The sequence below is a fragment of the Geothrix alkalitolerans genome (genome assembly GCF_022808885.1).
In the GTDB taxonomy this organism is placed as follows: Bacteria; Acidobacteriota; Holophagae; order Holophagales; family Holophagaceae; genus Geothrix; species Geothrix alkalitolerans.
This window is the reverse complement of the sequence record NZ_JAKZLE010000002.1, coordinates 367,118-387,522: the sequence shown is the minus strand read 5'-3', so window position 1 is coordinate 387,522 and position 20,405 is coordinate 367,118. Positions and strand designations below refer to the sequence as shown.

The 20,405-nt window shown below is 68.9% G+C and carries 18 protein-coding genes; 10 read left to right on the top strand and 8 right to left on the bottom strand.

The genetic code is table 11. The annotated features are described in order from the left end of the window. Positions 1-39: 39 nt before the first annotated feature. Positions 40-1,782 carry a SpoIVB peptidase S55 domain-containing protein gene (locus MLJ35_RS05815; RefSeq protein WP_243383531.1) on the top strand — a complete coding sequence of 581 codons (1,743 nt, stop codon included), beginning with the start codon at positions 40-42 and terminating at the stop codon, positions 1,780-1,782. A gap of 23 nt (positions 1,783-1,805) precedes the next feature. Continuing rightward, the gene (locus MLJ35_RS05810) at positions 1,806-3,914 is read left to right on the top strand and encodes a hypothetical protein (protein ID WP_243383530.1); all 2,109 of its coding nucleotides are present in this window, start codon (positions 1,806-1,808) and stop codon (positions 3,912-3,914) included. 66 nt (positions 3,915-3,980) lie between these two features. On the opposite strand, the gene MLJ35_RS05805 is transcribed toward MLJ35_RS05810, so the two are convergent. Then, entirely contained in the window at positions 3,981-4,757 is a 777-nt protein-coding gene (locus MLJ35_RS05805) for an enoyl-CoA hydratase-related protein (protein WP_243383529.1), read from the bottom strand. Between the two features lie 58 nt (positions 4,758-4,815). Between MLJ35_RS05805 and nadC the strand changes: the two genes are divergently transcribed. Then, complete coding sequence (gene nadC, locus MLJ35_RS05800; protein WP_243383528.1) at positions 4,816-5,664, top strand: carboxylating nicotinate-nucleotide diphosphorylase; 849 nt, start codon at positions 4,816-4,818, stop codon at positions 5,662-5,664. A 119-nt stretch (positions 5,665-5,783) separates the two neighbouring features. Here the strand turns inward: nadC and MLJ35_RS05795 are convergent, their stop codons facing one another. The 3 genes from MLJ35_RS05795 to lipB form a co-directional block, all read right to left on the bottom strand. Continuing rightward, on the bottom strand, positions 5,784-7,319 hold the full coding sequence (locus MLJ35_RS05795) for a TolC family protein (protein ID WP_243383527.1): 1,536 nt from the start codon (positions 7,317-7,319) through the stop codon (positions 5,784-5,786). Positions 7,320-7,470: 151 nt separating this feature from the next. Then, positions 7,471-8,610, bottom strand: coding sequence for an acyl-CoA dehydrogenase family protein (locus MLJ35_RS05790; RefSeq protein WP_243383526.1), 1,140 nt, complete (start codon positions 8,608-8,610; stop codon positions 7,471-7,473). Positions 8,611-8,747: 137 nt separating this feature from the next. After that, a complete protein-coding gene (gene lipB, locus MLJ35_RS05785) occupies positions 8,748-9,875 on the bottom strand; it encodes a lipoyl(octanoyl) transferase LipB (RefSeq protein ID WP_243383525.1) in 1,128 nt (375 codons plus the stop codon). Between the two features lie 43 nt (positions 9,876-9,918). Here lipB and MLJ35_RS05780 point away from each other — a divergent pair, with 43 nt between their 5' ends. Further along, the gene (locus tag MLJ35_RS05780) at positions 9,919-11,385 is read left to right on the top strand and encodes a serine/threonine-protein kinase (protein WP_338028442.1); all 1,467 of its coding nucleotides are present in this window, start codon (positions 9,919-9,921) and stop codon (positions 11,383-11,385) included. Between the two features lie 127 nt (positions 11,386-11,512). After that, the gene (locus MLJ35_RS05775) at positions 11,513-12,742 is read left to right on the top strand and encodes a BaiN/RdsA family NAD(P)/FAD-dependent oxidoreductase (RefSeq protein WP_243383523.1); all 1,230 of its coding nucleotides are present in this window, start codon (positions 11,513-11,515) and stop codon (positions 12,740-12,742) included. Here the strand turns inward: MLJ35_RS05775 and MLJ35_RS05770 are convergent. From MLJ35_RS05770 to MLJ35_RS05760, 3 genes are all read right to left on the bottom strand, one after another. After that, positions 12,739-13,749, bottom strand: coding sequence for a type I glyceraldehyde-3-phosphate dehydrogenase (locus MLJ35_RS05770; RefSeq protein ID WP_243383522.1), 1,011 nt, complete (start codon positions 13,747-13,749; stop codon positions 12,739-12,741). The genes MLJ35_RS05775 and MLJ35_RS05770 overlap by 4 nt on opposite strands. 3 nt (positions 13,750-13,752) lie before the next feature. Beyond that, a complete protein-coding gene (gene gap / locus MLJ35_RS05765) occupies positions 13,753-14,757 on the bottom strand; it encodes a type I glyceraldehyde-3-phosphate dehydrogenase (protein WP_243383521.1) in 1,005 nt (334 codons plus the stop codon). A 120-nt stretch (positions 14,758-14,877) separates the two neighbouring features. Further along, a complete protein-coding gene (locus MLJ35_RS05760) occupies positions 14,878-15,102 on the bottom strand; it encodes a helix-turn-helix domain-containing protein (protein ID WP_243286319.1) in 225 nt (74 codons plus the stop codon). A 140-nt stretch (positions 15,103-15,242) separates the two neighbouring features. Between MLJ35_RS05760 and pyk the strand changes: the two genes are divergently transcribed. Beyond that, positions 15,243-16,664: a pyruvate kinase gene (gene pyk, locus MLJ35_RS05755; RefSeq protein WP_243383520.1), complete on the top strand. Its 1,422-nt coding sequence runs from the start codon at positions 15,243-15,245 to the stop codon at positions 16,662-16,664. 10 nt (positions 16,665-16,674) lie between these two features. After that, positions 16,675-17,202 (top strand): DinB family protein, encoded by a 528-nt coding sequence (locus MLJ35_RS05750; protein WP_243383519.1) that lies wholly within the window; start codon positions 16,675-16,677, stop codon positions 17,200-17,202. Here the strand turns inward: MLJ35_RS05750 and MLJ35_RS05745 are convergent. Further along, complete coding sequence (locus MLJ35_RS05745; RefSeq protein ID WP_243383518.1) at positions 17,181-17,477, bottom strand: hypothetical protein; 297 nt, start codon at positions 17,475-17,477, stop codon at positions 17,181-17,183. The genes MLJ35_RS05750 and MLJ35_RS05745 overlap by 22 nt on opposite strands. 29 nt (positions 17,478-17,506) lie before the next feature. Here MLJ35_RS05745 and MLJ35_RS05740 point away from each other — a divergent pair, with 29 nt between their 5' ends. The 3 genes from MLJ35_RS05740 to MLJ35_RS05730 are packed head-to-tail and all read left to right on the top strand — an operon-like array spanning position 17,507 to position 20,396. Continuing rightward, complete coding sequence (locus MLJ35_RS05740) at positions 17,507-18,733, top strand: CinA family nicotinamide mononucleotide deamidase-related protein (protein ID WP_243383517.1); 1,227 nt, start codon at positions 17,507-17,509, stop codon at positions 18,731-18,733. A 12-nt stretch (positions 18,734-18,745) separates the two neighbouring features. Beyond that, the gene (plsY, locus tag MLJ35_RS05735) at positions 18,746-19,411 is read left to right on the top strand and encodes a glycerol-3-phosphate 1-O-acyltransferase PlsY (RefSeq protein WP_243383516.1); all 666 of its coding nucleotides are present in this window, start codon (positions 18,746-18,748) and stop codon (positions 19,409-19,411) included. Next, the gene (locus tag MLJ35_RS05730; RefSeq protein ID WP_243383515.1) at positions 19,398-20,396 is read left to right on the top strand and encodes an NAD(P)H-dependent glycerol-3-phosphate dehydrogenase; all 999 of its coding nucleotides are present in this window, start codon (positions 19,398-19,400) and stop codon (positions 20,394-20,396) included. Before plsY ends, MLJ35_RS05730 begins: the two co-directional genes overlap by 14 nt. Positions 20,397-20,405: the final 9 nt, after the last annotated feature.

Below are 20,405 nucleotides of genomic sequence, written 5' to 3'. Positions count from 1 at the left end.
GGACTGTCCTGCTAGGCTTCTACATTCCTTGAGATATCAATGAAACTGGTCGCCCTCGCCTTCGCCCTCTTTTCTCTGGTGCCCCTGGCAGGCCAGGGGCCCGCCACCCTCCCGGTCACGGAGATCCGGGCGGGCATGAAGGGGTATGGCCGGACCGTGTTCCAGGGCGGCAAGATCGAGCGCTTCGATTTCGAAGTGCTGGGAGTGCAACGAAACGCTGCCCCGGGCAAAAGCCGCATCATGGTCAGGGCTTCCGGAGGTCCCCTTGCGGATACGGGGATCCTGGCGGGCATGAGCGGCAGTCCCTGTTACATCGACGGGAAGCTCATCGGTGCGTTGAGCACGGGCCTCCTCTTCGAGAAGGAGGCCATCGGCGGCATCACGCCCATCGCCGAAATGCTGGACCAGCTCCGGGACATCCCGGAAACCCCACCCAGCCGCACACCCCTGATCCTGCCGAAGCTGGAGCCTCCCAAGGTCCTCAAGGCGGCCCTCTCTGGGCGTATGCTGGATTTCCGGACGTTGATGGGCGAGCCGGACCCGCAGGCCATGCCCATGTCCATCGTCGGCAGTGCGCTCGGGCCTGACGCCCGCCGTCTCTGGGCCGGATTCCCGGTCGCCTTCGCAGCCGCGCCGATCCTGTCTGGGGGGGCGCGGGAGGAGGCCAGCCCCCTCGAGCCCGGCGGCATGGCGGCCGTCACGCTCATGCAGGGAGACCTGGATCTGGCCGCCGCCGGCACCATCACCTACGTCTCGGGCAAGCGGGTGCTGCTGTTCGGGCACCAGCTGTTCAACCTCGGGTCCGTGGACCTGCCCCTCTGGTCCGCCACCGTGGCGAGCACCGTGGCCAGCTACCAGAGCTCCTTCAAGATGGCCATGCCCGTGGCGCCCATCGGCGCCCTGCGGCTGGATCGCAGCTCCGGCGTCGCGGGCCTGCTGGGGGCCGAGGCGCGGATGGTCCCCCTCCGGATCGGCCTGAACCTGGGGGGCAAGCGCACCCTGAATTTCCGGTTCGAGCTGATGGACCACCCCGTGGCCACCCCGGCCCTGGTGGCCACGGCCGTGGCCCAGACCCTGGACGCCCACACCCGGGGCCTGGGGCTCCAGAGCCTGTCCATGCAGGGAAACATCAAGCTGGCCGGGCATCCGGCCATCCTGATCGAGAACGTCATCGCGGACCTGAACCCCTCGCGCCTCTCCCAGTACGTCGGCGCCATGCTCCAGGCCATCACGCTCAATCCCTTCGAGAAGCCGGTGTTCGAGGGCATCTCCCTCACGATCAAGGCCGAGGAGCGATTGGATCTCTCGGCCATCGCGGGCGTCCGTCTCCTCAAGGCCCGGGCCAAGCGGGGGGAGATCCTTCCGGTGCTGGTCACCCTCCAGAACATCCAGGGCGTGCGCGAGACCGCCACCTTCAACATCCAGGTGCCCTCCTCCGCGGCCAAGGGCAAGGCGACCCTCATGGTCGGCGATGGATTCAGCCTCACGGCGGCCGATCCGGACGAGCGCATGATCGAGGTGGCCAACCTGGGGGATGTGGTTCGCCTCCTGAACGGGGCCCTCCGGAACAACCACGCCTACGCGCTGCTGGTTCAGAGCCAGCCCGGCGCGGGGCTTCGCGGCAGCCGCATCGAGGGCATCCCGCCCACGGTGGCGACCCTGGTCAGCGGAGATGGGGCCAGCAGCGACAACAAGCTCCAGCGGCGGATCGTCGGCCGGGCCGTCCTGCCGCTCGACCGCGAGGTGCGGGGGCTGAGCCAGCTGGACGTGGAAATCGAGTGATGGACATGAATCGAAAGGGCTCTATGCGCTGGATGACGTTCCTTCTCTCCGCGGTCGTGGGCGTGGCGGCTCTGGCGGATCAGCCCGTGGCCACCTTCTCCGGGTTCAACGACTGGCTGGGGTCCGAGACCCACGGCGTCCGCATCGGGGCTGACGGCCGGCTGCGCCTGGCGCCGAACCTGCGTCGCGTGGGCCAGCTGCCCGAGGGCGTGATCTGGGCGGCCGTTCCGGATGGTTCCGGGGGCGCCTACCTCTCCGCCGGCACGGACGGCAAGCTCTTCCACTACACCGGTGGCCAGGTGAAGCCCCTGGGCCAGGTGAAGGGGGGCATCGTGTTCGCCCTGGCACGCCTGGGCCAGGATCTGATCGTGGCGCCCACGGGGGAGGGAAAGCTCTTCCGCGTGTCCCCTTCCGGCGACGTGAAGCCTTTCGCGGACATCGAAGCCCGCATCGTCTGGGCCCTGGCGGTGGATGGGGATGCCGTCATCGCCGCGGGGGGCTCCGAGAAGGGCGCCGTGCTGGTCCAGGCGCGGAGCGGATCGAGCCGCCGCCTGGCGGAGCTGGCGGACGAGACGGCGTTCACGGCCCTGACGCCGGACGGGCAGGGGGGCTGGTACCTCGGCAGCCATGGCCGGGGCCTGGTTCTCCGCTACAGCCGCCAGGGCGATCGCCTCGAGACATTGATGGATACGCCCTTTGAAGAGGTCCGCGCCCTGGCCGTGGCCGATGGGCTGCTGTACGTCGGCGCGGACAATGGGCTCACGCCGAAGTTCAGCACCGGCCAGCTGGAGCGGCGCGAAGGCTATCTGCAGGCGGATACCGCCGCGGCCACACGTTCGGCCGTCATCCGCCTGGATCGCGATCGGGTGCCCGAGACCCTGTGGCAGAGCGCCCAGAGCCAGGTCTACGCCCTGACTCCCTGGAAGGGCCAGCTGCTGGTGGGCACGGGCAACCGTTCCCGCCTCTTCTCGCTGCCCCTCGGCAAGGTCCGCGATGCGGATCCCTTCGCCGTGGTGCAGGAGCTGGGCACGGCCCAGGCCACGGCCTTCCTGCCTTCCGGCGGGGATCTTCTTGTGGTGGGCTCCAACCCCGCCGAGCTGCACCTGCTGTCCGAAGCACAGGCCACCGAGGGCACCGTCGAATCCCGGATCCTCAAGGGTGCGCCTCTGGCGGACTGGGGACGAGCCTACCTGGATGCCGACACGCCATCGGGCACCAACGTGGAATTCCAGTTCCGCACGGGGAGCACGGAGACGCCGGATGCCACCTGGAGCCCCTGGACGCCCCCCCTGCGCAGCGGCGAGCGTCCGGCCCTGCCATCCTCGCGGTTCGCCCAGTTCCGCCTGCGCCTCAGCAGCACCCGGGGCGGCGCCACGCCAGTGGTGGAGACCGTGACCGTCCACTGGGCCCACCGCAACCTGGCTCCGATCTGGGAAGGCGTGGACACCATGCCGCCGGGTCTGGTCATCACACGCACCGCGCCCCCGGATGACATCGGCATCGAGCGGGTGCCCCTGGAGACACAGAAGCTCATCCCGGCCATGGGCTACATGGGCGCCGAGAAGCGCAGCTTCCGCCGGGGCGCCCAGAGCTTCGTGTTCCGGGTGAACGACCCCAATGCCGACACCCTCCAGTTCGCCATCCGCCTCGTGCCCGAACGGGGCGCGCCGATCCTCCTGGAAAAGGCCTGGAAGGAGAAGTTCTTCAGCTTCGACACCCTGCCCGTTCCCGATGGCCGGTACCGCCTCGAGGTGACCGCCTCGGACGCGCCCACGGCGGCCTTCAACGCAGCCCTCACCAGCCTCTGGCGCACCGCCCCCTTCCTCATCGACCACACGCCGCCGGTCATTTCCGAGCTGAGCGTCGCCCCCGAGGGCGAGGGTGTCCGGATCCGCTTCGTGGCCCGGGATGAGACCTCCACCTTGAAGGAGGCCGCCGTCAGCGCGGATGGGGAGCACTGGCTCCAGATCGTGCCGGAGGACCGGGTGTTCGATCAGAAGGACGAGCGTTTCGACGTGATCGTTCCCCGCGATGCCGTCCGCGGCGACCGCGTACTCGTGAAGGTCGCGGACCAGAACAACAACGAACAAACTGCTGCGGCCACGCTTGGCGCGGTGGGTTCCAAGCGCTAGCCGCTTCATGCCTCGAAAAAACAGGCGGGCCGGACGGCTCGCCTGTTTTTTGGGATAAGCGAAAAGCTACAACCCCTTGAACTGCGCGGCGCGCTTCTCCAGGAAGGCGCCCATGCCCTCCTGCATGTCCTGGGAGGCGGCGAGAAGGCCGAAGAGGGCGGCTTCGTACTGGAGGCCCTGGTCCTGGGGCATCTCGAGGCCTTCGTTCACGGCGGCCAGGGCGCTGCGGACAGCCAGGGGGCCGCGCGAGAGGATGGTCTTCGCCAGCTTCTCCGCGGTGGCCTTGAGATCCGCCAGCGCGACCACGCGACTCACGAGGCCCATGCGCAGAGCGTCGGCGGCGGCGGTCATCTCGGCGCTGAGGATCATGTCGAGGGCCACGCCCTTGCCCACGAGGCGGGGCAGACGCTGGGTGCCGCCGTAGCCGGGGATGATGCCGAGGCTTACCTCGGGCAGGCCGAACTTCGCGTTCTCACTGGCGATGCGGATGTGGCAGGCCAGGGCCAGCTCGCAGCCGCCGCCCAGGGCGAAGCCGTTCACGGCGGCGATGACGGGCTTGGGCAAGGACTCGATGCGCTGGAAGACGGCCTGGCCGCGCAGGGCCTGGACCCGGGCGCTGGCCGTGTCGAGGGTCCTCAGTTCCGCGATATCGGCACCTGCCACAAAGGCCTTCTCCCCGGCGCCCGTGACCACCACCGCTCCCACCTCGGGGTCCTGCTCCAGGTCCGCGAAGGCCAACTCCAGCTCCTTCAGTACCTCGTTGTTGAGGGCATTGAGCTTCTCGGGCCGGTTGAGGGTGACCCAGGCGATGCGGTCGGCTTTTTCGACGAGGACGAAGGACATGGGAGGCTCCTGGTTTGGGATCGGTGTCGAGCATTGTACGCTGGGGCCGGAGTGACCGATGTTCCATCCCCCGCACCCCGAGACCTACCGCGACCAGCTGCGCGCCTTCCTGCGGGAGGACTGGGGCACCCAGGACTGGAGCACGGCGGCGGTCCCGGACCGGCCCATGACGGCGCGCGTGGTGGCCAAGGCCGACCTGGTGCTGGCGGGACTTCCCATCGCAATGGAGGTCTTCCGCCTCACCTGCCCCACGCTCAATGCCGATCTGGCCCGGCACGACGGGCAGCGGGTCGGGCCGGGCACGGAGGTCATGCGCCTTCGTGGTTCAGGCCACGGCATCCTGCTGGCGGAGCGGGTGATGCTGAACCTCCTCCAGCGGCTGTCGGGGACGGCGACCCTCACCCGGAAGTTCGTGGAGGCGGTGGAAGGCACCGGCGCGCGCATCCTCGACACCCGCAAGACCACGCCTGGCCTCAAGCTGCTCGAGAAGTACGCCGTGCGCTGCGGCGGGGGCGTGAACCACCGGCTGACCCTGGGTGATGGCGTGCTGCTCAAGGAGAACCACCTGGCCGCGGCCGGCGGGGTCCGCGCCGCCGTGGAAGCCGCCCGTCGGGCGGCCCCGAACCTGGTGAAGATCGAAGTGGAGGTGGAGACCCTGGGCCAGCTCAAGGCGTGCCTGGACCTGCCGGACGTGGACGGCGTGCTGCTGGACAACATGCCCACCGATCAGATGCGCGAGGCGGTGGCCCTGCGGGACCGCAGCGGCCGGCGCCTCTTCCTGGAGGCCAGCGGCAACATCACCCTGGAGCGGGCCCGCCTCGTCGCGGAGACCGGGGTCGACTTCCTCAGCGTGGGGGCCCTCACCCACAGCGCCCCCGCGGTGGACCTCAGCCTCCGGATGGATTGAACTGAACCCCTGGCCTCACGGGGAATCAGGCACAACAGGCCCAAGAAGAAGCCCGGCAAAGCCGGGCTTCTTCTTGGGGGCCCGGGGGTGTGCGCGCAGCGCGGGACCTCCGGACAGGATTACTTCACTTCCAGATTCCTGGCTTCCAGCAGATGGCCCAGGGCCTTCTCCAGGGCGGTTGCGGCCTTGGCGTAGGTGATCTGGGCCTGGAGCTCGCTGCTCTTGGCCGTGTCCAGGTCATTCTGCTTGGAGAGCACCAGGAAGTTCGTGCTCATGCCGTTCTCGAACTTCTTCTGCTCGGCCTCGAGGTCCTTCTCGCGGAAGATCCGAGTCTTCTCGGCCGCGGCCACGCCCTTGGCGGAAGCGTCCAGGTTGCGGAAGGCCTGGCGGACTTCGAGCGTGATGCCCAGCTCCAGGTCGCGGAGGGTCAGCTCGCTCTGGCGGCGGTTGGCACGGGCCTGGGCCTGGCTGCCCCGGGCCGCCCGGTTCTGAATGGGCATGGAGAACTGGAGGCCCACCGTATAGCCGGGGTAGGTGCCCTTCGTGAGGTCCTTGTTGACCGCGGTGAGGCCTTCCGACGGGATCTGGGAGGCGGCGTTGCCGGTGTAGGAGGCGAAGGCGTCCAGCTGGGGCAGGATGCGGTTGTTGGCGGCGGTCTCCAGGGCCTGCTTGGATTCCAGGTCGAGGCGGGCGGTCTTGAGCTCGAGGCGGTTGGCGAGAGCCTGCTTCTCGGCCGTGGCCTCGTTCAGTTCCAGGGGCTTGATGCTGGGCGAGTCGGCCGGCTCCAGACCCGCCGGGGGCCGCTCGGACGAGGGATAGAGGGCTCGGATGAGGGCGTCCTTGGCGTTCAGAACCTGCGCTTCGGCCGAGATGATGTCCTGCTCGCGCTGGGCCACGGAGGCTTCGGAAGAGGTCACCTCGATGGGGGCCAGAGTGCCCACCTGCACGCGAATCTGGTTCTCCTTGAGCTGCTTCTGGGCCAGGGACAGGGCCTGCTGCTTATTCTCCAGGTTCCGCTGGGCGAAGACCAGGTCCCAGTAGAGGGACTCGGTGCTGGCAACCAGGCTGATGATGGAGAGCTGGAAATTGAGGTCCGCGGCCTGGGCGCTCTTGCGCGCCACGATGAGGCGGCTTTCGGTCGCGGCCCTGCCGAAACCCCTCAGCAGGCTCTGAGAGTAGGTGGCGGAGAAGCTGCCGTCGTAGGGATTGGTGGTGAAGGGCGTTTCCGGCCCGCCGTTCACGGTCCCCTTGCTGAACCGGTAGGTGGGCGCGTAGCTCAGGCTGAGGTTGCCGCCCCAGCCGAAAGCCTTGGTGGAACCCAGGGTGAAGCTGCGGTTGAACGTGGTGGTCTCGGAAGAGGTGAAGGGGCCGCCAAGGAAGGTCTGGGTCCGGCTGGCATCCTCCGACTTCCCGATGTTGAGGCTGCTGTTGAGGTTCCAGTCGAAGGCGCCCTGCTCGATGGTCAGGCCAGCCCGCGTGTAGTCCCGCGTCTCGACGGCGATCTGCACCTGCAGGTTGTTCTTCAGGGAGGTCTCAATGGCGGCCTGGAGGGTCAGCTTCGCGCCGGCGGGCGCGCCCGCATCCGCCTTGGGAGCTTCTTGCGCCACCAGGGAGAAGGCCACCAACAGGGCCGGGAGGATCAGGGGACGCGTCATCACCACTCCTTAGAAGAACAAAAAGAGCCGCCACGGGGACAAGGTGCCTACGGACCAGCTTGCAGGCCCGTTTAGGTGGCCCCGCACAAGCAGGATGCCTCCCTCGCAAGATGAGGGCAAGTGTTATTTCATCGTGCGTTGAAAAGAGCGCCTACTTCAAAATTTCCCGGGCGATGACCATGCGCTGAATCTCGCTGGTGCCTTCGTAGATGGTGGTCACACGGACATCCCGGTAGAGCCGCTCGACGGTGTATTCCCGGGAGTACCCGTAGCCGCCATGGATCTGGACGGCCCGGTCGCAGATCCACACGGCGCTTTCCGTGGTGAAGAGCTTGGCCGTGGCGGCTTCCACGGTGCAGGGCTTGCCGGCCCCCTTGAGGGCGGCGGCCCGGTAGACGAGCAGGCGGGCGGCCTGGAGGCGCGCCTCCATCTCGGCCAGGTAGGTCTGGATCATCTGGTGCTCGCCGATGGGCTTTCCGAAGGACATGCGGGCCCTGGCATAGGACACACTCTCGTCCATGGCCCGCTGGGCGATGCCCAGGGCCTGGGCCGCGATGCCCACGCGCCCGCCGTCGAGGCCGCCGAAGGCCACCTTCAGGCCATCGCCGGGCTTGCCCAGCATGGCGTCCTCGGACACGAAGGCGTCCTCCAGGGCCACCATCACGGTCTTGCTGGAGCGCAGGCCCATCTTGGCCTCGGGTCGCCCCATGACCACGCCCGGCTGGTCCGCGTCGAGGATGAAGGCGCTGATGCCCTTCTTGCCCTTGTCTGGATCTGTGCGAGCCATGGTGACGAAGTAGCGGCCCACGCCGCCGTTGGTGATCCACGCCTTCGCGCCGTTCAGCTTCCAGCCTCCGTCCACCCTGGTGGCGCGGGTCTTGAGGGCCGCGGCGTCGGAACCCGCATCGGGCTCCGTGAGCATGAAGCCGCCGATCATCTCGCCGTTCGCCATGGGCTTGAGGTACTTCTGCTTCTGGGCTTCGGTGCCGAAGGCCAGGATCGGCCCGCAGGCCACGGAGTTGTTCACGCTCATGGTCACGGCCACGGAGGCGTCGGCATAGGCCACCTGCTCCAGGGCCAGGATGTAACTGAGGAAGTCCACGCCGGCGCCACCGTAGGCTTCCGGCACGACCATGCCCATGAAGCCCATCTCTCCGAGCTGCTTCACGATGTCGCCGGGGAACTCGCCGCTGGCGTCCCGCGCCGAGGCCCCGGGTTCGATCTCGGACATCGCGAAGTCCCGCGCGGCGTCGCGGATGGCGGTCTGGTCCTCGGTGAACTGGGGGAACATGGGCGGCTCCGGTTGAACATCCCAGGTTAGCAAGGCGGGGTCCGGTGGCCTTGGCGCCGCGCTCCCCTAAGGTTGGAACCACAGACCGCCCATGCCCGGGCTTGGGGATCCCCGAGCTTTCCGGGAGAGGGATGCGTTCAACAGCCGAGGACCTTCTTCAGAAGCCCCAGCGCGGCTTTGGATCCCTCCCATTTCATGAGGGCCAGAGCCTCGTCCGGCGCGCACCACCTGAACTCGCTGTGCTCCAGGGGCTCCAGGCGGACGGGCGTCTCGGCGGATACCTCCATGGAGAAGCAGGTCTCCGTGTTGAACCTGGGCTCCGCGTCCGGGAAGTGCACGATGGCGGGGTCCACCCAGAAGCTGTGGGAGAGACCCAGGGGGCGCAGCGTGCCGGTGAGTCCCGTCTCCTCCATCAGCTCCCGGTGGGCGGTCTGCTCGGGCGTCTCGCCGGGCTCCATCATGCCCGTGACGCTCTGCCACCAGAGCCCGTGCGCCGGAACGCGGAGCATCATCAGGATCTCGGGGCCCGCCGCGCCGCGCCGCCAGGTCATGGCGGAGACGCTGCGGCTGGGTTCGCGGACCGGACGCAGGTCCATGGCGAGGCAGGTGACGAGGTGGGCCTGGAGGCGGTCCGCCGCGACTTCCCAGGTGGGCACGTCCTCGCCCAGCAGCGACTGGAGGCTGCAGACGCCCTTGTCGGTGAAGCCGCAGGGCGTGATCCAGCGGAAGTGGTCGAGGTTGGGGCGCACGTTGAAGGCGATGCCGTGGGTGGTGATCCAGCGGCTCAGGTGGAGGCCGATGGCGCCGAGCTTCTCGAGGCCCCGCGGGGTGTCGACCCAGATGCCGGGGGCGCCCTTGAGCCGGTCCGCCACCACGCCGAAGTCCGCCGCGGTGCGGATCATGGCCTCCTCCAGCCCGCGCACCAGGCGGCCCACGTCTTCGCGCCCGCCCCGGAGGTTGCAGATGGGGTAGGCCACGATCTGGCCGGGGCCATGGTAGGTGACCTCGCCGCCCCGATCGGTGCGGTGGACGCTCACACCCTGGGCGGCCAGGAAATCGTCGCTCATGTGGATGTCCGCAGGCGTGGCGTTTCTGCCCAGCGTGAAGACGGGATCGTGTTCCAGGAGCACAAGCTGGTCGGGATTTCCCGGCTCGCTCACATGGGCGGCCAGGGCCTTCTGCATGCGGAGGCCCGCGGGGTAGAACACCCGTCCGAACCGGCGGAGCTGGGCGGGACGGGGATTGGAGAAGCCGACTTCGGACATGTCTCGAGTGTAGCCGGGGCGACGGGTCGCCTCCGCCTCTGGCATGATCGTTGGAAGGATGAGTCTGGATCCTTCTACCATTGGCCGCTTCAAGGTCCTCGGCACGCTTGGTTCTGGCGCGATGGGAATGGTGTATCTGGCGGAGGACCCCCTGCTCAAGCGGGCCCTGGCCATCAAGGTGGTCCGGGAAGGCACTGGCGACGCGGAGGTGCTGCTCCGCTTCAAGCGCGAGGCGGAGATCTCCGCCCGGCTGAACCATCCCAACGCCATCACGGTCTACGACGTGGGCGAGGCGCAGGACCTCGGGCCCTATCTCGTCATGGAATACGTGGAGGGAGAATCGCTGTCGGACCGGATCCGGCGCGGCCCGCTGGACCCCGACGAAACGGCGGGTCTGCTGATCCAGGCCGCGGATGCCCTGGCCGCCGTGCATGCCCTGGGGATCCTCCACCGGGACATCAAGCCCGACAACTTCATGGTGGCCAGGGACGGACGCCTGAAGCTCATGGACTTCGGCATCGCCCGAGGCGACCAGACGGGGAGGCTGACCACCACATCGACCTTCCTGGGCACCCCGGCGTACGCCGCCCCGGAGGTGCTGAACGGCGAGAGGGCCACCCCGGCGGCGGACCGCTGGGCCCTGGCGCTCACGGCCTTCGAGATGCTGACGGGCACGCTTCCGTTCGCGGGAGACAGCGTAGGAGCAACCCTCTACCGGATCGTGCATGAGGCCCCCGTCTGGCCGCCGGATTTCCCTTCCGGTCTGGCCGAGGTCTTCGGGAAGGCCCTGGACAAGAACCCGGAGAAGCGGCACCCGGACCTCTCCTCATTCCTGGCGGCCCTCATCGAGGCGCTGCCCTTACCCCCGGAGCGCCGCGCGGCCCACCTGGCCCAGCTGGCCTCCACGGCTCCGGTGAAGGCCACGGGCACGCTGAGGCTCGAGCATCATGCCGCCGCCTCTCCACAGCGCCGATGGCTTTGGGCTGGGGGCGCGTTCCTGTCGGCCCTCGCGCTCGGGTTCCTGGTGCTTCGGCCCGAACCCAGCCGGGTGCTGTCCATCGAATCGAAACCCGGGGGCGCTGAGGTGTTCCTCGACGGTACCTCCCTGGGGCGGACGCCGCTGCGTCAGGTGGTGGTGAAGGGAAAGGCAAACCTGCTCCGCCTGGAGAAGCCAGACTATCTGCCCTTGGCCTATCACCTGAAGACGGAGGACAAGGACCTGACTCTCCGGCTCCAGCCGGCGCCCTTTCAGGTCCAGGTGGCCACCGAGCCGGCGGGCGCCGCGATCCTGCTGGACGGAGAGCCCAAGGGGAAGACGCCTGCCGCCATCGAGATTCCCGGAGAGGGCAGCCACCAGCTTCGGCTCGAACTGGAAGGGTACCAGCCCTGGATCGCGGTTCCGGAGCGGCACCGGTCCCTGCCAGAACCCATCCAGCTCCAGAAGCACCGGGGGAAGAAGGGCGCCGGTGACGGAAAGATCCGGAAGTTCTTCAAGGGGATCTTCCAGTAGGGAGCTATCAGCTGTCAGCTATCAGCTATCAGTAACGGCACGGTGGCCATCGGGGCCGCCGCATCTTTGGCCGACAGCTGATAGCCGACAGCTGATAGCTGACCACCACTTCCGTCATCATGGACCCATGGCGAACGTGATCGTGGTGGGCGGCGGTGCGGCGGGGCTGGTGGCGGCCTGGCGGGCCGCTTCGCAGGGGCACGCCGTGACGCTGCTGGAGGCCAACGGCCGGCTGGGCGTGAAGCTCCGCATCAGCGGCGGCGGCAAGTGCAACATCACCCACGACGGCCCACCGAAGGCCCTGCTGGGGGCCTTCTCCGTGGACCAGGCCCGCTTCCTTCGTCCCTCCCTCCATGCCTTCGGCAATGGGGCCGTGCTGGAGCTGCTGCGTCGGGAGGGCGTGGAGACCTACACCCGGGAGAACGGCCGGGTTTTCCCCCAGGACCGCCCCGGCAGCGCCGCGGCCGTGGTGGCCGCCTTTGAGACCCTCGTGCGCCGGGTGGGCGTGGCAGTGCGAACAGGGGCCCGCGTGACCGCGCTGGAAGGCAGCGCGCCACGCCTGGCGGCTCTGCGCGTGGGCGAGGCGCGGGTGGAGGTGGATCACGTCATCCTCGCCACTGGTGGGGCGAGCTATCCCGAGACCGGCACGCGGGGGGAGGTGCTGGGGTGGCTGAGGGAGCTGGGCGTCCCCGTGAAGCCCTGGTTCCCAGCGCTGGCGCCCATCCCGCTGGCACGTCCGCGCCCCGCCTGGGAGGGCGTGGCCCTGAGGAACGGCGAGCTGCGCTTATGCGCGGGGCCCTCCGGGCGCCGCCTGGCCGCCTTCGCGGGAGATGTCCTCTTCACCAGGACCGGCATCAGCGGCCCCGCCGCCCTGGAACTGAGCCAGGCCGTGGAGCGTGCCCGTCGCGGGGGTGCGGCCTGGCTGGCGCAGGCCAGCCTTCTCGAGGCGCCGGAGGCGGTGGACGCCGCGCTCCAGGCGGAGGCCCGCGCCAATCCGCGCCTGCGGGCAGCCACCTGGCTTCAGCGGCATCTGCCTGAGCGGGTGGTGGAGGATCTGCTGGCGGAGGCGGAAATCGGTCGCGACCTCATGCTCAAGGACCTCTCCAAGGGCGGGCGACGGACGCTGGTGGGCCTCGTCACGGCCCTGCCGCTCGGCGGGCCCCAGCCCGTTCCGCTGGCCCGTGGCGAGGTGGCGGCGGGGGGCGTGGACCTGGCCGCCGTGGACCCGCGCACCATGGCGCTGCGCGGTTGGGAGAACCTTCGGGTCTGCGGCGAGCTGCTGGACCTCGACGGTCCTGTGGGCGGCTACAACCTCCAGGCTGCGTTTAGCACCGGGTACGCAGCGGGGACGATCTAGACCTGTTTCGCCAGATCCAGGACCAGCTCGCAGAGCCGGGCTGCATAGCCTGTCTCGTTGTCGTGCCAGCCGAAGACCTTCACGAAGCGCGGGCCGAGGGTCATGGTGAGCTCCAGATCCATCAGCACGCTTTCCGCCCGGCCGGTGATGTCGCTGCTGACCGCATGGGGCGGGGCCAGGTCCACGAGGCCCTTCCATGGGCCGGCCACGGCGGAAGCGAAGGCGGCATTCAGGGCGGCGGCATCCGTCTCGCGGTGGAGGGTGGCCACCACGTCCACCAGGTTGACGTTCAGGGTGGGAACCCGGAGCGCCACGCCGTCGAAGGCCGGCGGAAGATCCGGCATGACCCGGTGCAGGGCTCCGAAGGCGCTCGACGTGGTGGGGATGATGCTCAGGAAGGCCGCCCGGGCGCGGCGCAGGTCCTTGTGGGGCAGGTCCAGGAGGCGCTGGTCGTTGGTGACCACGTGGACGGTGCTCATGCCCGCGTGGTCGAGGCCGAAGGCGTCGTCCAGGATCTTCAGCATGGGGGCTGTGGCGTGGGCGGTGCAGCTCGCGTTGGAGATCACCCGGTGGCGGGCCAGGTCGAGTCCGGATCCGTTCACGGGGGCGATGACGGTGTAGTCCGCGTCGGGGCTGGGGGCGCTGATCACGACGTGCGACACGCCATTCTTGAGATGCCGGGTGGCGTCGACTTTCCGGGTGAAACGGCCGCTGGCCTCCACCACGAGGCGGGTGCCGGCGGGGAAGGGGATCAGGGCCGGATCCGCGGCGTGGAAGAGGGGCACCCGGCGCCCGCCAAGCAGCAGGAAATCCTGCCCGCCCTCCGTGAGGCCTTCGATGGTCTCGAGGCTGGGGCCGTGGACGGAATCATAGCGGAGCAGGTGGACGAGCTGGTCCATGGGGGCGGGGTCGTTCACGGCGCCCAGCGCGCCGGGCTGGGTCGCCGTCAGGCGACGCACCAGCAAACGGCCGATGCGGCCGAGGCCATTCAGGGCTAGGGCGGTCATCGGCTAGAGGCGCTCCAGCAGGTGGACGCAGAGGTCCTTCAAGCGGGCGGCGTAACCGAACTCGTTGTCGTACCAGGCGAAGACCTTGACCAGCCGAGGTCCCAGCACCTTCGTGAGGTAGGGGTCGTACAGGGTGCTGGCGGTCCGTCCCCGCAGGTCCGCGCTCACCAGCTCCGCGTCGAGCACCTCCAGGTAGGGCGCCAGGGGGCCGGTCTCGGCGGCCGAACGGTAGGCTTCCTGCACCGCTTCCAGGGTGGCGTCGGACTTGAGGGTGGCGGTGAGGTCCACGATGCTCACATCGGGGGTGGGGACACGCACCGCCAGGCCGTCCATGCGGCCCTTGAGGTGGGGCAGCACCAGGCCGATGGCCTTGGCCGCGCCGGTGCTGGTGGGGATCATGCTGAGGGCCGCGGCCCGCGCCCGGCGGAGATCCTTGTGGGGGAGGTCGAGGACCCGCTGATCGTTGGTGTAGCTGTGCACCGTGGTCATGAAGCCGTAGTCGATGCCGAAGGCCTCGTCCATCACCTTCACCAGGGGGCCGAGGCAGTTCGTCGTGCAGCTCGCGTTGGAGATCACGTGCTCGTTCGCGGGATCCAGCGTCGATTCGTTCACGCCCATGACGATGGTGCGGTCCGCGTCGCCGGAGGGCGCGCTGATGATCACGTGGCTGACGCTACCCTGGAGATGGACGGCGGCCTGGGCCCGCTTGGTGAACTTCCCGGTGCATTCCAGGACCACCTGGGCGCCCTGGGCCCCGAAGGGGATGAGCTGGGGATCCTTCTCCGCGTAGACCCGGATGCGGCGCCCGTCCAGCACCAGGTAGTTCCCGTCCGAGGCCACCGGGAAGTCCGCGGGACCATGCACGGAGTCGTACTTCATCAGATGGGCCAGGGTGGCGGCATCCGTGAGGTCGTTCACCGCCACCACGCGCACATGGGGCACCTTCATGAGATGCCTCAGCACCAGCCTCCCGATCCGTCCCAACCCGTTGATGGCCACCTTCTTCATGGCGCCCTCCGATTCCCAGTTGTACCGATCCGGGGCGGTCCTGTCGAAGGAAAACCCGGCGCGGTCTACGAAATGAAAAACCCGGCGGAGCCGGGTTTTCGTCCCCGGGCGGAAGAGAGGTCAGCTGGCGAGGCTGACGCGCTTGAGCCGGCTCGTCGGAGCCTCCAGCTTCTTGGCGAGTGTGTTCCGATGGATGCCCAGTTCTCGGGCCGCGGCGCTGTGGTTCCCCTCGTGGGTCGCCAGCACCTCCTCCAGGTACACCCGCTCGAACTCGCGGCGCGCCAGCTCCAGAGGCACACCGCCACGCACCATCTCCGCCACGAGGATACGCAGCTTCTCGCGCATTCCGTCTTCTCCATCATCCGTATCGGGATCAAGAAGGTAGCACCGCGATGAAAAGAGTGAAAGCCCCGTGACAAGCTCTAAACGCAGGCGCAGACTGTGGAAAAGTGTGTGGAATGCCTGTGCATGGAATGGGAGCTGATGTGCGCAAGACCAAACTCGTGATGACCTTGGGACCCGCCCTGATGCAAGGCGACCGGTTGCGGGAATCCCTTCGCGAGGCGGATGCGGTCCGGCTGAATGCCAGCCATGGAGATCCTGCGACGCGCCTGGAGGCCCTCCAGAAGGTCCGGACCCTGGCTGCGGAACTCGGCCGCTCCATTCCCGTGTTCCTGGACCTCCAGGGCCCGAAGTGGCGGGTGGGCCTGCTGGAAACGCCCGTGGACCTGGCCGAGGGAAGCGAAGGGGTCTTCCACGCGCCCGGCGCCACTGTTCCGGCTGGCGCGGCCTGGGCCGCGCCCCTGCCGCATCCCGAGCTCTTCGAGGGTGCGGAACCTGGCCAGCTCTGGCTCCTGGACGACGGCGCCATCACGGTGAGGATCCTCGCCAAGGGTGCGGACCTGCTGAAGGCCGAGGTGGTCATCGGCGGCCCCCTCAAGGCCCGGAAGGGTGTCCATCCCATCGGCATGGACATCAATGTGGATCCGCTGACCGAGAAGGATCATGCCGACATCCGGTGGGGCGTGGAGCACGAGGTGGACCTGTTCGCGCAGAGCTTCGTCCGCCGGGCTTCCGACGTGCAGCAGCTCCAGGCCATCATCCAGCACCTGGGCGGAACCCAGCCCATCATCGCCAAGATCGAGCACCCCACGGCCCTGGCCCACCTGGGCGAGATCCTCGACGTCTCCTGGGGGGTGATGGTGGCCCGCGGCGACCTGGGCGTGGAACTCGGCGTGGAGCGAGTCCCCGGCCTGCAGAAGGAGATCATCCGGGCCGCCCGCAAGGCCCTGAAGCCGGTGATCACCGCCACCCAGATGCTGGAGAGCATGATCGAGCACGCCCAGCCCACCCGTGCCGAGGCCAGCGATGTGGCGAACGCGATCTGGGATGGGACGGACGCCGTCATGCTCAGCGCCGAGAGCGCCACGGGGGCACATCCCGTGGAAGCCGTCCAGTGGCTGGCCCGCATCGCCGCCGAGGCGGACAGCAACGTGAAGCAGCGCACTCCCACGCTGCCCGACGAGCTGGCCGAGAAGGTGCTTTCCCGCACGGACATCTCCGTGGCCTTCGCCGCCTGCCGCACGGCGGACGAGATCAACGCCCGCTGGATCGTGGCCTTCACCGAGGGCGGCGGTACGGCCCGCATGGTGAGCCGCCTGGCGGGCCGCACGCCGGTGCTGGGCGCCACGGTGGATGAGGTCACCGCCCGGCGGATGGGCCTCCTGCGGGGCGTCACGGCCCTGCTCATTCCCCGGGTGAGCAGCACGGACGAGATGGTGTCCGTGGTGCGCGAGCTGCTGGTGGCCAAGCACGAGCTGGGGAGCCTCGACCGCGTGGTCATGACCATGGGCCTGCCCTTGTGGAAGACCGGCAGCACGAACACCATGAAGGTGATGACCTTCTGAAGGAGTGCCCATGAGCCTCACCCGTCCGCTCCCCGGTGAATACGCCGAAGGCTACGCCACCTACATCGCCGAGGCCGGCGAGGGCGATGTGCTGGCCCACCTCCAGGCGCAACAGGAGGAGGTAGCGACGCTGTTCGGGGAACTGTCCGACACCCAGGGCGGGTTCCGCTACGCCCCCGGCAAGTGGAGCCTGAAGGACCTGCTCCAGCACATCATCGATGCCGAGCGCATCTTCACCTATCGCTGCCTGCGCATCGGTCGGGGGGACGCCACTCCCATGCCGGGCTTCGACGAAGATCCTTATGCCGCCGCCGCCCAGGCCGACACGCGCACCATGGCCGACCTGATCACGGAATGGCGGGCCCTGCGGACCGCCAGCCTCGCGCTGTTCCGCAGCCTGCCGGACGCCGCCTGGGGGAACCAGGGCATCACCAACAGCAGAGCCATCACGGCCCGCTGCATTCCCTACATCACCCTCGGCCACGCGGCCCACCACCTGACGGTGATCCGGGAGCGCTACCTGCCGGCGCTGAAGTAGCCTCTCCACCCCTCCAGGGCATCCGCCAGCTTCTCCAGCTGGGCGGGCTCCGTGGTGCGGAAGCGGCTCACCAGCTTCCAGCCCTGGGCCACCTTCTGGTACCGGTGCAGCCAGAGGGAAGGGCCTTCCCAGTCGCCTTCGGGATCGGCCTTCGTCTTCACGAGGAACGCCACCGTGGTCCAGGGCCCGCGGGCCAGGAAGCGACGGCCCAGCTCCTGGATGCCGGACTCCTCGTCCGATTCCAGCACCAGGTCGTCGAGATCCGGGATGATCATGGCCGCTCCTTATCGGGCATGATTCTACGATGCGCATCGAATGCATCGCCATCGGCACCGAGCTGCTCACCACGCGCCGCCTGGATACGAATTCCGTGTGGCTGGGGGAGCGCTTGGCCTCCCTGGGCCTGGCCTTCCACCGCAAGACCGCCGTGGGCGACAGCCATGAAGATCTGGCCGCGCTCTTCCGCGAGGCCCTGATGCGCTCGGACCTCATCCTTACCACGGGCGGACTGGGGCCCACCTTTGACGACTTCACCAAGGAGTGTTTCGCGGAGGTCCTGGGCGTGGAGCTGCGCGAGGACGCGCAGAGCCGCGAGGACATGCTGGCCTTCTACGCCGCCCGGAAGCGCGTCCCCCCCGAGTCGAACTTCAAGCAGGCCCTGCTGCCCGAGGGCGCGGAGGCCCTGCGAAACCCCGTGGGCACGGCTCCGGGCGTGTGGTGGGAAGGCCCGAAGGGGCATCCCGGCGTGCGCATCGTGATGATGCCGGGGGTGCCCCGGGAGATGAAGCGCATGTGGGAGGACCAGGTGGAGTCCCGCCTGCGTGCCCTGGCGGGCGCCTCCGTGCATACCCTGCGCATGGTGGTGGCGGGCGTGCCCGAGAGTGCCCTGGACGAGCGCATCCGCCCGGTACGGGAGCGGCACGGCCACCTGGTCTGGACGATCCTCGCCAGCCTCACCCAGGTCGAGCTGCTGGCCCGCGGCTCCGATCCCGCAGCCCTGGAGGCCGCCCGGGCCGACTTCCTTCCCGTGCTGGGCGAGGACCTGGTGGGCGTGGGGGATGGCAACCTCGAGGATGCGGTGCTGGCGGGCCTGAAGGCCCGGGGGGAGACGCTGGCCGTGGCCGAGAGCGTGACGGGTGGCCTGCTGGCCTCCCGCCTCACGGCGATTCCCGGCGCCAGCGAGGTGTTCCTGGGGGGCGCCACGGTCTATTCGGCGAAAGCCAAGGTGGCCCTGCTGGGGCTGGATGCGGACCAGCTGGAGCTGGATGGCACCGTGTCCGAAGCCACCAGCCGCGAGCTGGCCGAGAAGGTCCGGGCCCGGCTGGGCGCCACCTGGGGCCTGGGGATCACCGGCAATGCCGGCCCGAGTGCCGAAGGGGGCGCGCCCGTGGGAGCCCTGTTCATCGCCTTGGCTGGACCAGAGGGAACGGTGGCGAAGGCCCTGACCATCCCCGGTGACCGGGTGGACGTGCAGCTGCGGGGAATGGCCGGGGCTTTGGACCTGCTGAGGCGGGTCTCGCGGATCGGCTGATACACTGCGTCCATGCCATCGCCACTCGTGCCTTCCCCGATCCTCTGGTGCCTTGCCGCCTTCCTGTGCGGCAGCATCCCCTTCGGTCTCCTGCTGGTGAAGCTGGCAGGAAAGGGGGATGTGCGCGCCCATGGCAGCGGCAACATCGGCGCGACCAACGTGAGCCGGGTGGGAGGCAAGGCCCTGGGCGTGGTTACGCTGCTGCTGGACATCGCCAAGGGCTTCCTTCCCGTGTTCCTGGCGAAGAAGGCGGGCGTGGGCGTGGACCTGCTGGCCCTCATGGCCCTGGCGGCCGTGCTGGGCCACGTGTTCACGCCCTGGCTGAGGTTCCAGGGCGGGAAAGGCGTGGCCACGGCCCTGGGCGTGATCCTGGCCGCGGACGCCGCCATGGTCCTCCTGCCGCTGGGCATCTTCATCTTCGCCCTGTGGCTCACCCGCCATGTGAGCCTGGGCAGCATCCTGGCCGCGGCCATGGTGCCTGTGCAGCTCTTCCTGGCCCGGGGTTCGAGCCGCCCCGTGGCGGAGCTGCTTGGGCAAGGGCCGGCGCCGGTCCTTCCCTGGGCCGCCCTGGCCATCCTGGTGATCTGGAAGCATCGCGAGAACATCCTGCGGCTGCAGGCGGGCACTGAATCCAAGCTATGGGGCGCGAAGAAGGAGGACGCGAATGTCCAGAGCTGACATCGGCGTCTTCGGCTCCGGCGCCTGGGGCACGGCCCTGGCCATCACCTGGGCCCGCGCGGGCGCGAAGGTGGCGCTCTGGGGCAATTTCCCGGACGAAATGGCCCAGATGGCCGCCACGCGCAGGCACCTCCGCCTGAAGGACGTGGCCTTCCCCGAGAACCTGCAGACGTCGGACGATCCGACCGAAGCCTTCCGCGCCCCGCTGTGGATCTCGGCCATGCCGACGCAGGTGACGCCGGATGCCTGGAGGATGCTGCGTCCGAAGGCGGTGCACCCTGCCGAGCTCGTGATCCACGTCAGCAAGGGGATCCTCCAGAGCTCCCACCAGACCTTGTCCCAGGCCCTGACGGGGGTGCTGGACATGCCCGTGGGCGTTCTTTCCGGACCCACGTTCGCGGATGAGGTCAGCCGGGGCGTGCCCTCGGCCATCGTGATGGCCCTGCCGCCCGCCGTGAGCGACGCGCGGGCCGTGGCGCTCCAGGCGCAGCTCTCCTCCGAGAAACTGCGCATCTACCTCAGCCGGGACGTGGTGGGCACAGAGCTCTGCGGCGCCCTCAAGAACGTCCTCGCCATCGCCGCGGGCCTGGTGGACGGCCTCAAGCTGGGCTACAACGCCCGGGCGGCCCTGATCACCCGGGGCCTGGCGGAGATGGCCCGCCTGGTGGAGGTGCTGGGCGGCCAGCCGTCCACGGTGATGGGCCTGGCCGGCATGGGCGACCTGCTGCTCACGGCCACGGGTCCCCAGAGCCGCAACCGCACCTTCGGCGAGCTGGTGGGGAAGGGGAACAGTGTGGAGGCGGCCCGGGATGCCCTGGGCGGCCAGATCATCGAAGGCATGTTCACCACGGACGCGGCCCTGGCCCTGGCCAAGGAGCACGGCCTGGACCTGCCCATCGCCGCCGAGGTCCACCGCCTCCTCAACGGCGAGCGCCCCGAGGAGGCCGTGCGCCGGCTGATGACGAGGTCGTTGAAGTCTGAATAGGAGGCCTTC

Excerpts from the sequence above, each read along its gene's own strand:
- MLJ35_RS05815 (WP_243383531.1), top strand. The coding sequence starts at position 40 with ATGAAACTGGTCGCCCTCGCCTTCGCCCTCTTTTCTCTGGTGCCCCTG.
- MLJ35_RS05810 (WP_243383530.1), top strand. The coding sequence starts at position 1,806 with ATGCGCTGGATGACGTTCCTTCTCTCCGCGGTCGTGGGCGTGGCGGCT.
- MLJ35_RS05805 (WP_243383529.1), bottom strand. The coding sequence starts at position 4,757 with ATGTCCTTCGTCCTCGTCGAAAAAGCCGACCGCATCGCCTGGGTCACC.
- nadC (WP_243383528.1), top strand. The coding sequence starts at position 4,816 with ATGTTCCATCCCCCGCACCCCGAGACCTACCGCGACCAGCTGCGCGCC.
- MLJ35_RS05795 (WP_243383527.1), bottom strand. The coding sequence starts at position 7,319 with ATGACGCGTCCCCTGATCCTCCCGGCCCTGTTGGTGGCCTTCTCCCTG.
- MLJ35_RS05790 (WP_243383526.1), bottom strand. The coding sequence starts at position 8,610 with ATGTTCCCCCAGTTCACCGAGGACCAGACCGCCATCCGCGACGCCGCG.
- lipB (WP_243383525.1), bottom strand. The coding sequence starts at position 9,875 with ATGTCCGAAGTCGGCTTCTCCAATCCCCGTCCCGCCCAGCTCCGCCGG.
- MLJ35_RS05780 (WP_338028442.1), top strand. The coding sequence starts at position 9,919 with ATGATCGTTGGAAGGATGAGTCTGGATCCTTCTACCATTGGCCGCTTC.
- MLJ35_RS05775 (WP_243383523.1), top strand. The coding sequence starts at position 11,513 with ATGGCGAACGTGATCGTGGTGGGCGGCGGTGCGGCGGGGCTGGTGGCG.
- MLJ35_RS05770 (WP_243383522.1), bottom strand. The coding sequence starts at position 13,749 with ATGACCGCCCTAGCCCTGAATGGCCTCGGCCGCATCGGCCGTTTGCTG.
- gap (WP_243383521.1), bottom strand. The coding sequence starts at position 14,757 with ATGAAGAAGGTGGCCATCAACGGGTTGGGACGGATCGGGAGGCTGGTG.
- MLJ35_RS05760 (WP_243286319.1), bottom strand. The coding sequence starts at position 15,102 with ATGCGCGAGAAGCTGCGTATCCTCGTGGCGGAGATGGTGCGTGGCGGT.
- MLJ35_RS05750 (WP_243383519.1), top strand. The coding sequence starts at position 16,675 with ATGAGCCTCACCCGTCCGCTCCCCGGTGAATACGCCGAAGGCTACGCC.
- MLJ35_RS05745 (WP_243383518.1), bottom strand. The coding sequence starts at position 17,477 with ATGATCATCCCGGATCTCGACGACCTGGTGCTGGAATCGGACGAGGAG.
- MLJ35_RS05740 (WP_243383517.1), top strand. The coding sequence starts at position 17,507 with ATGCGCATCGAATGCATCGCCATCGGCACCGAGCTGCTCACCACGCGC.
- plsY (WP_243383516.1), top strand. The coding sequence starts at position 18,746 with ATGCCATCGCCACTCGTGCCTTCCCCGATCCTCTGGTGCCTTGCCGCC.
- MLJ35_RS05730 (WP_243383515.1), top strand. The coding sequence starts at position 19,398 with ATGTCCAGAGCTGACATCGGCGTCTTCGGCTCCGGCGCCTGGGGCACG.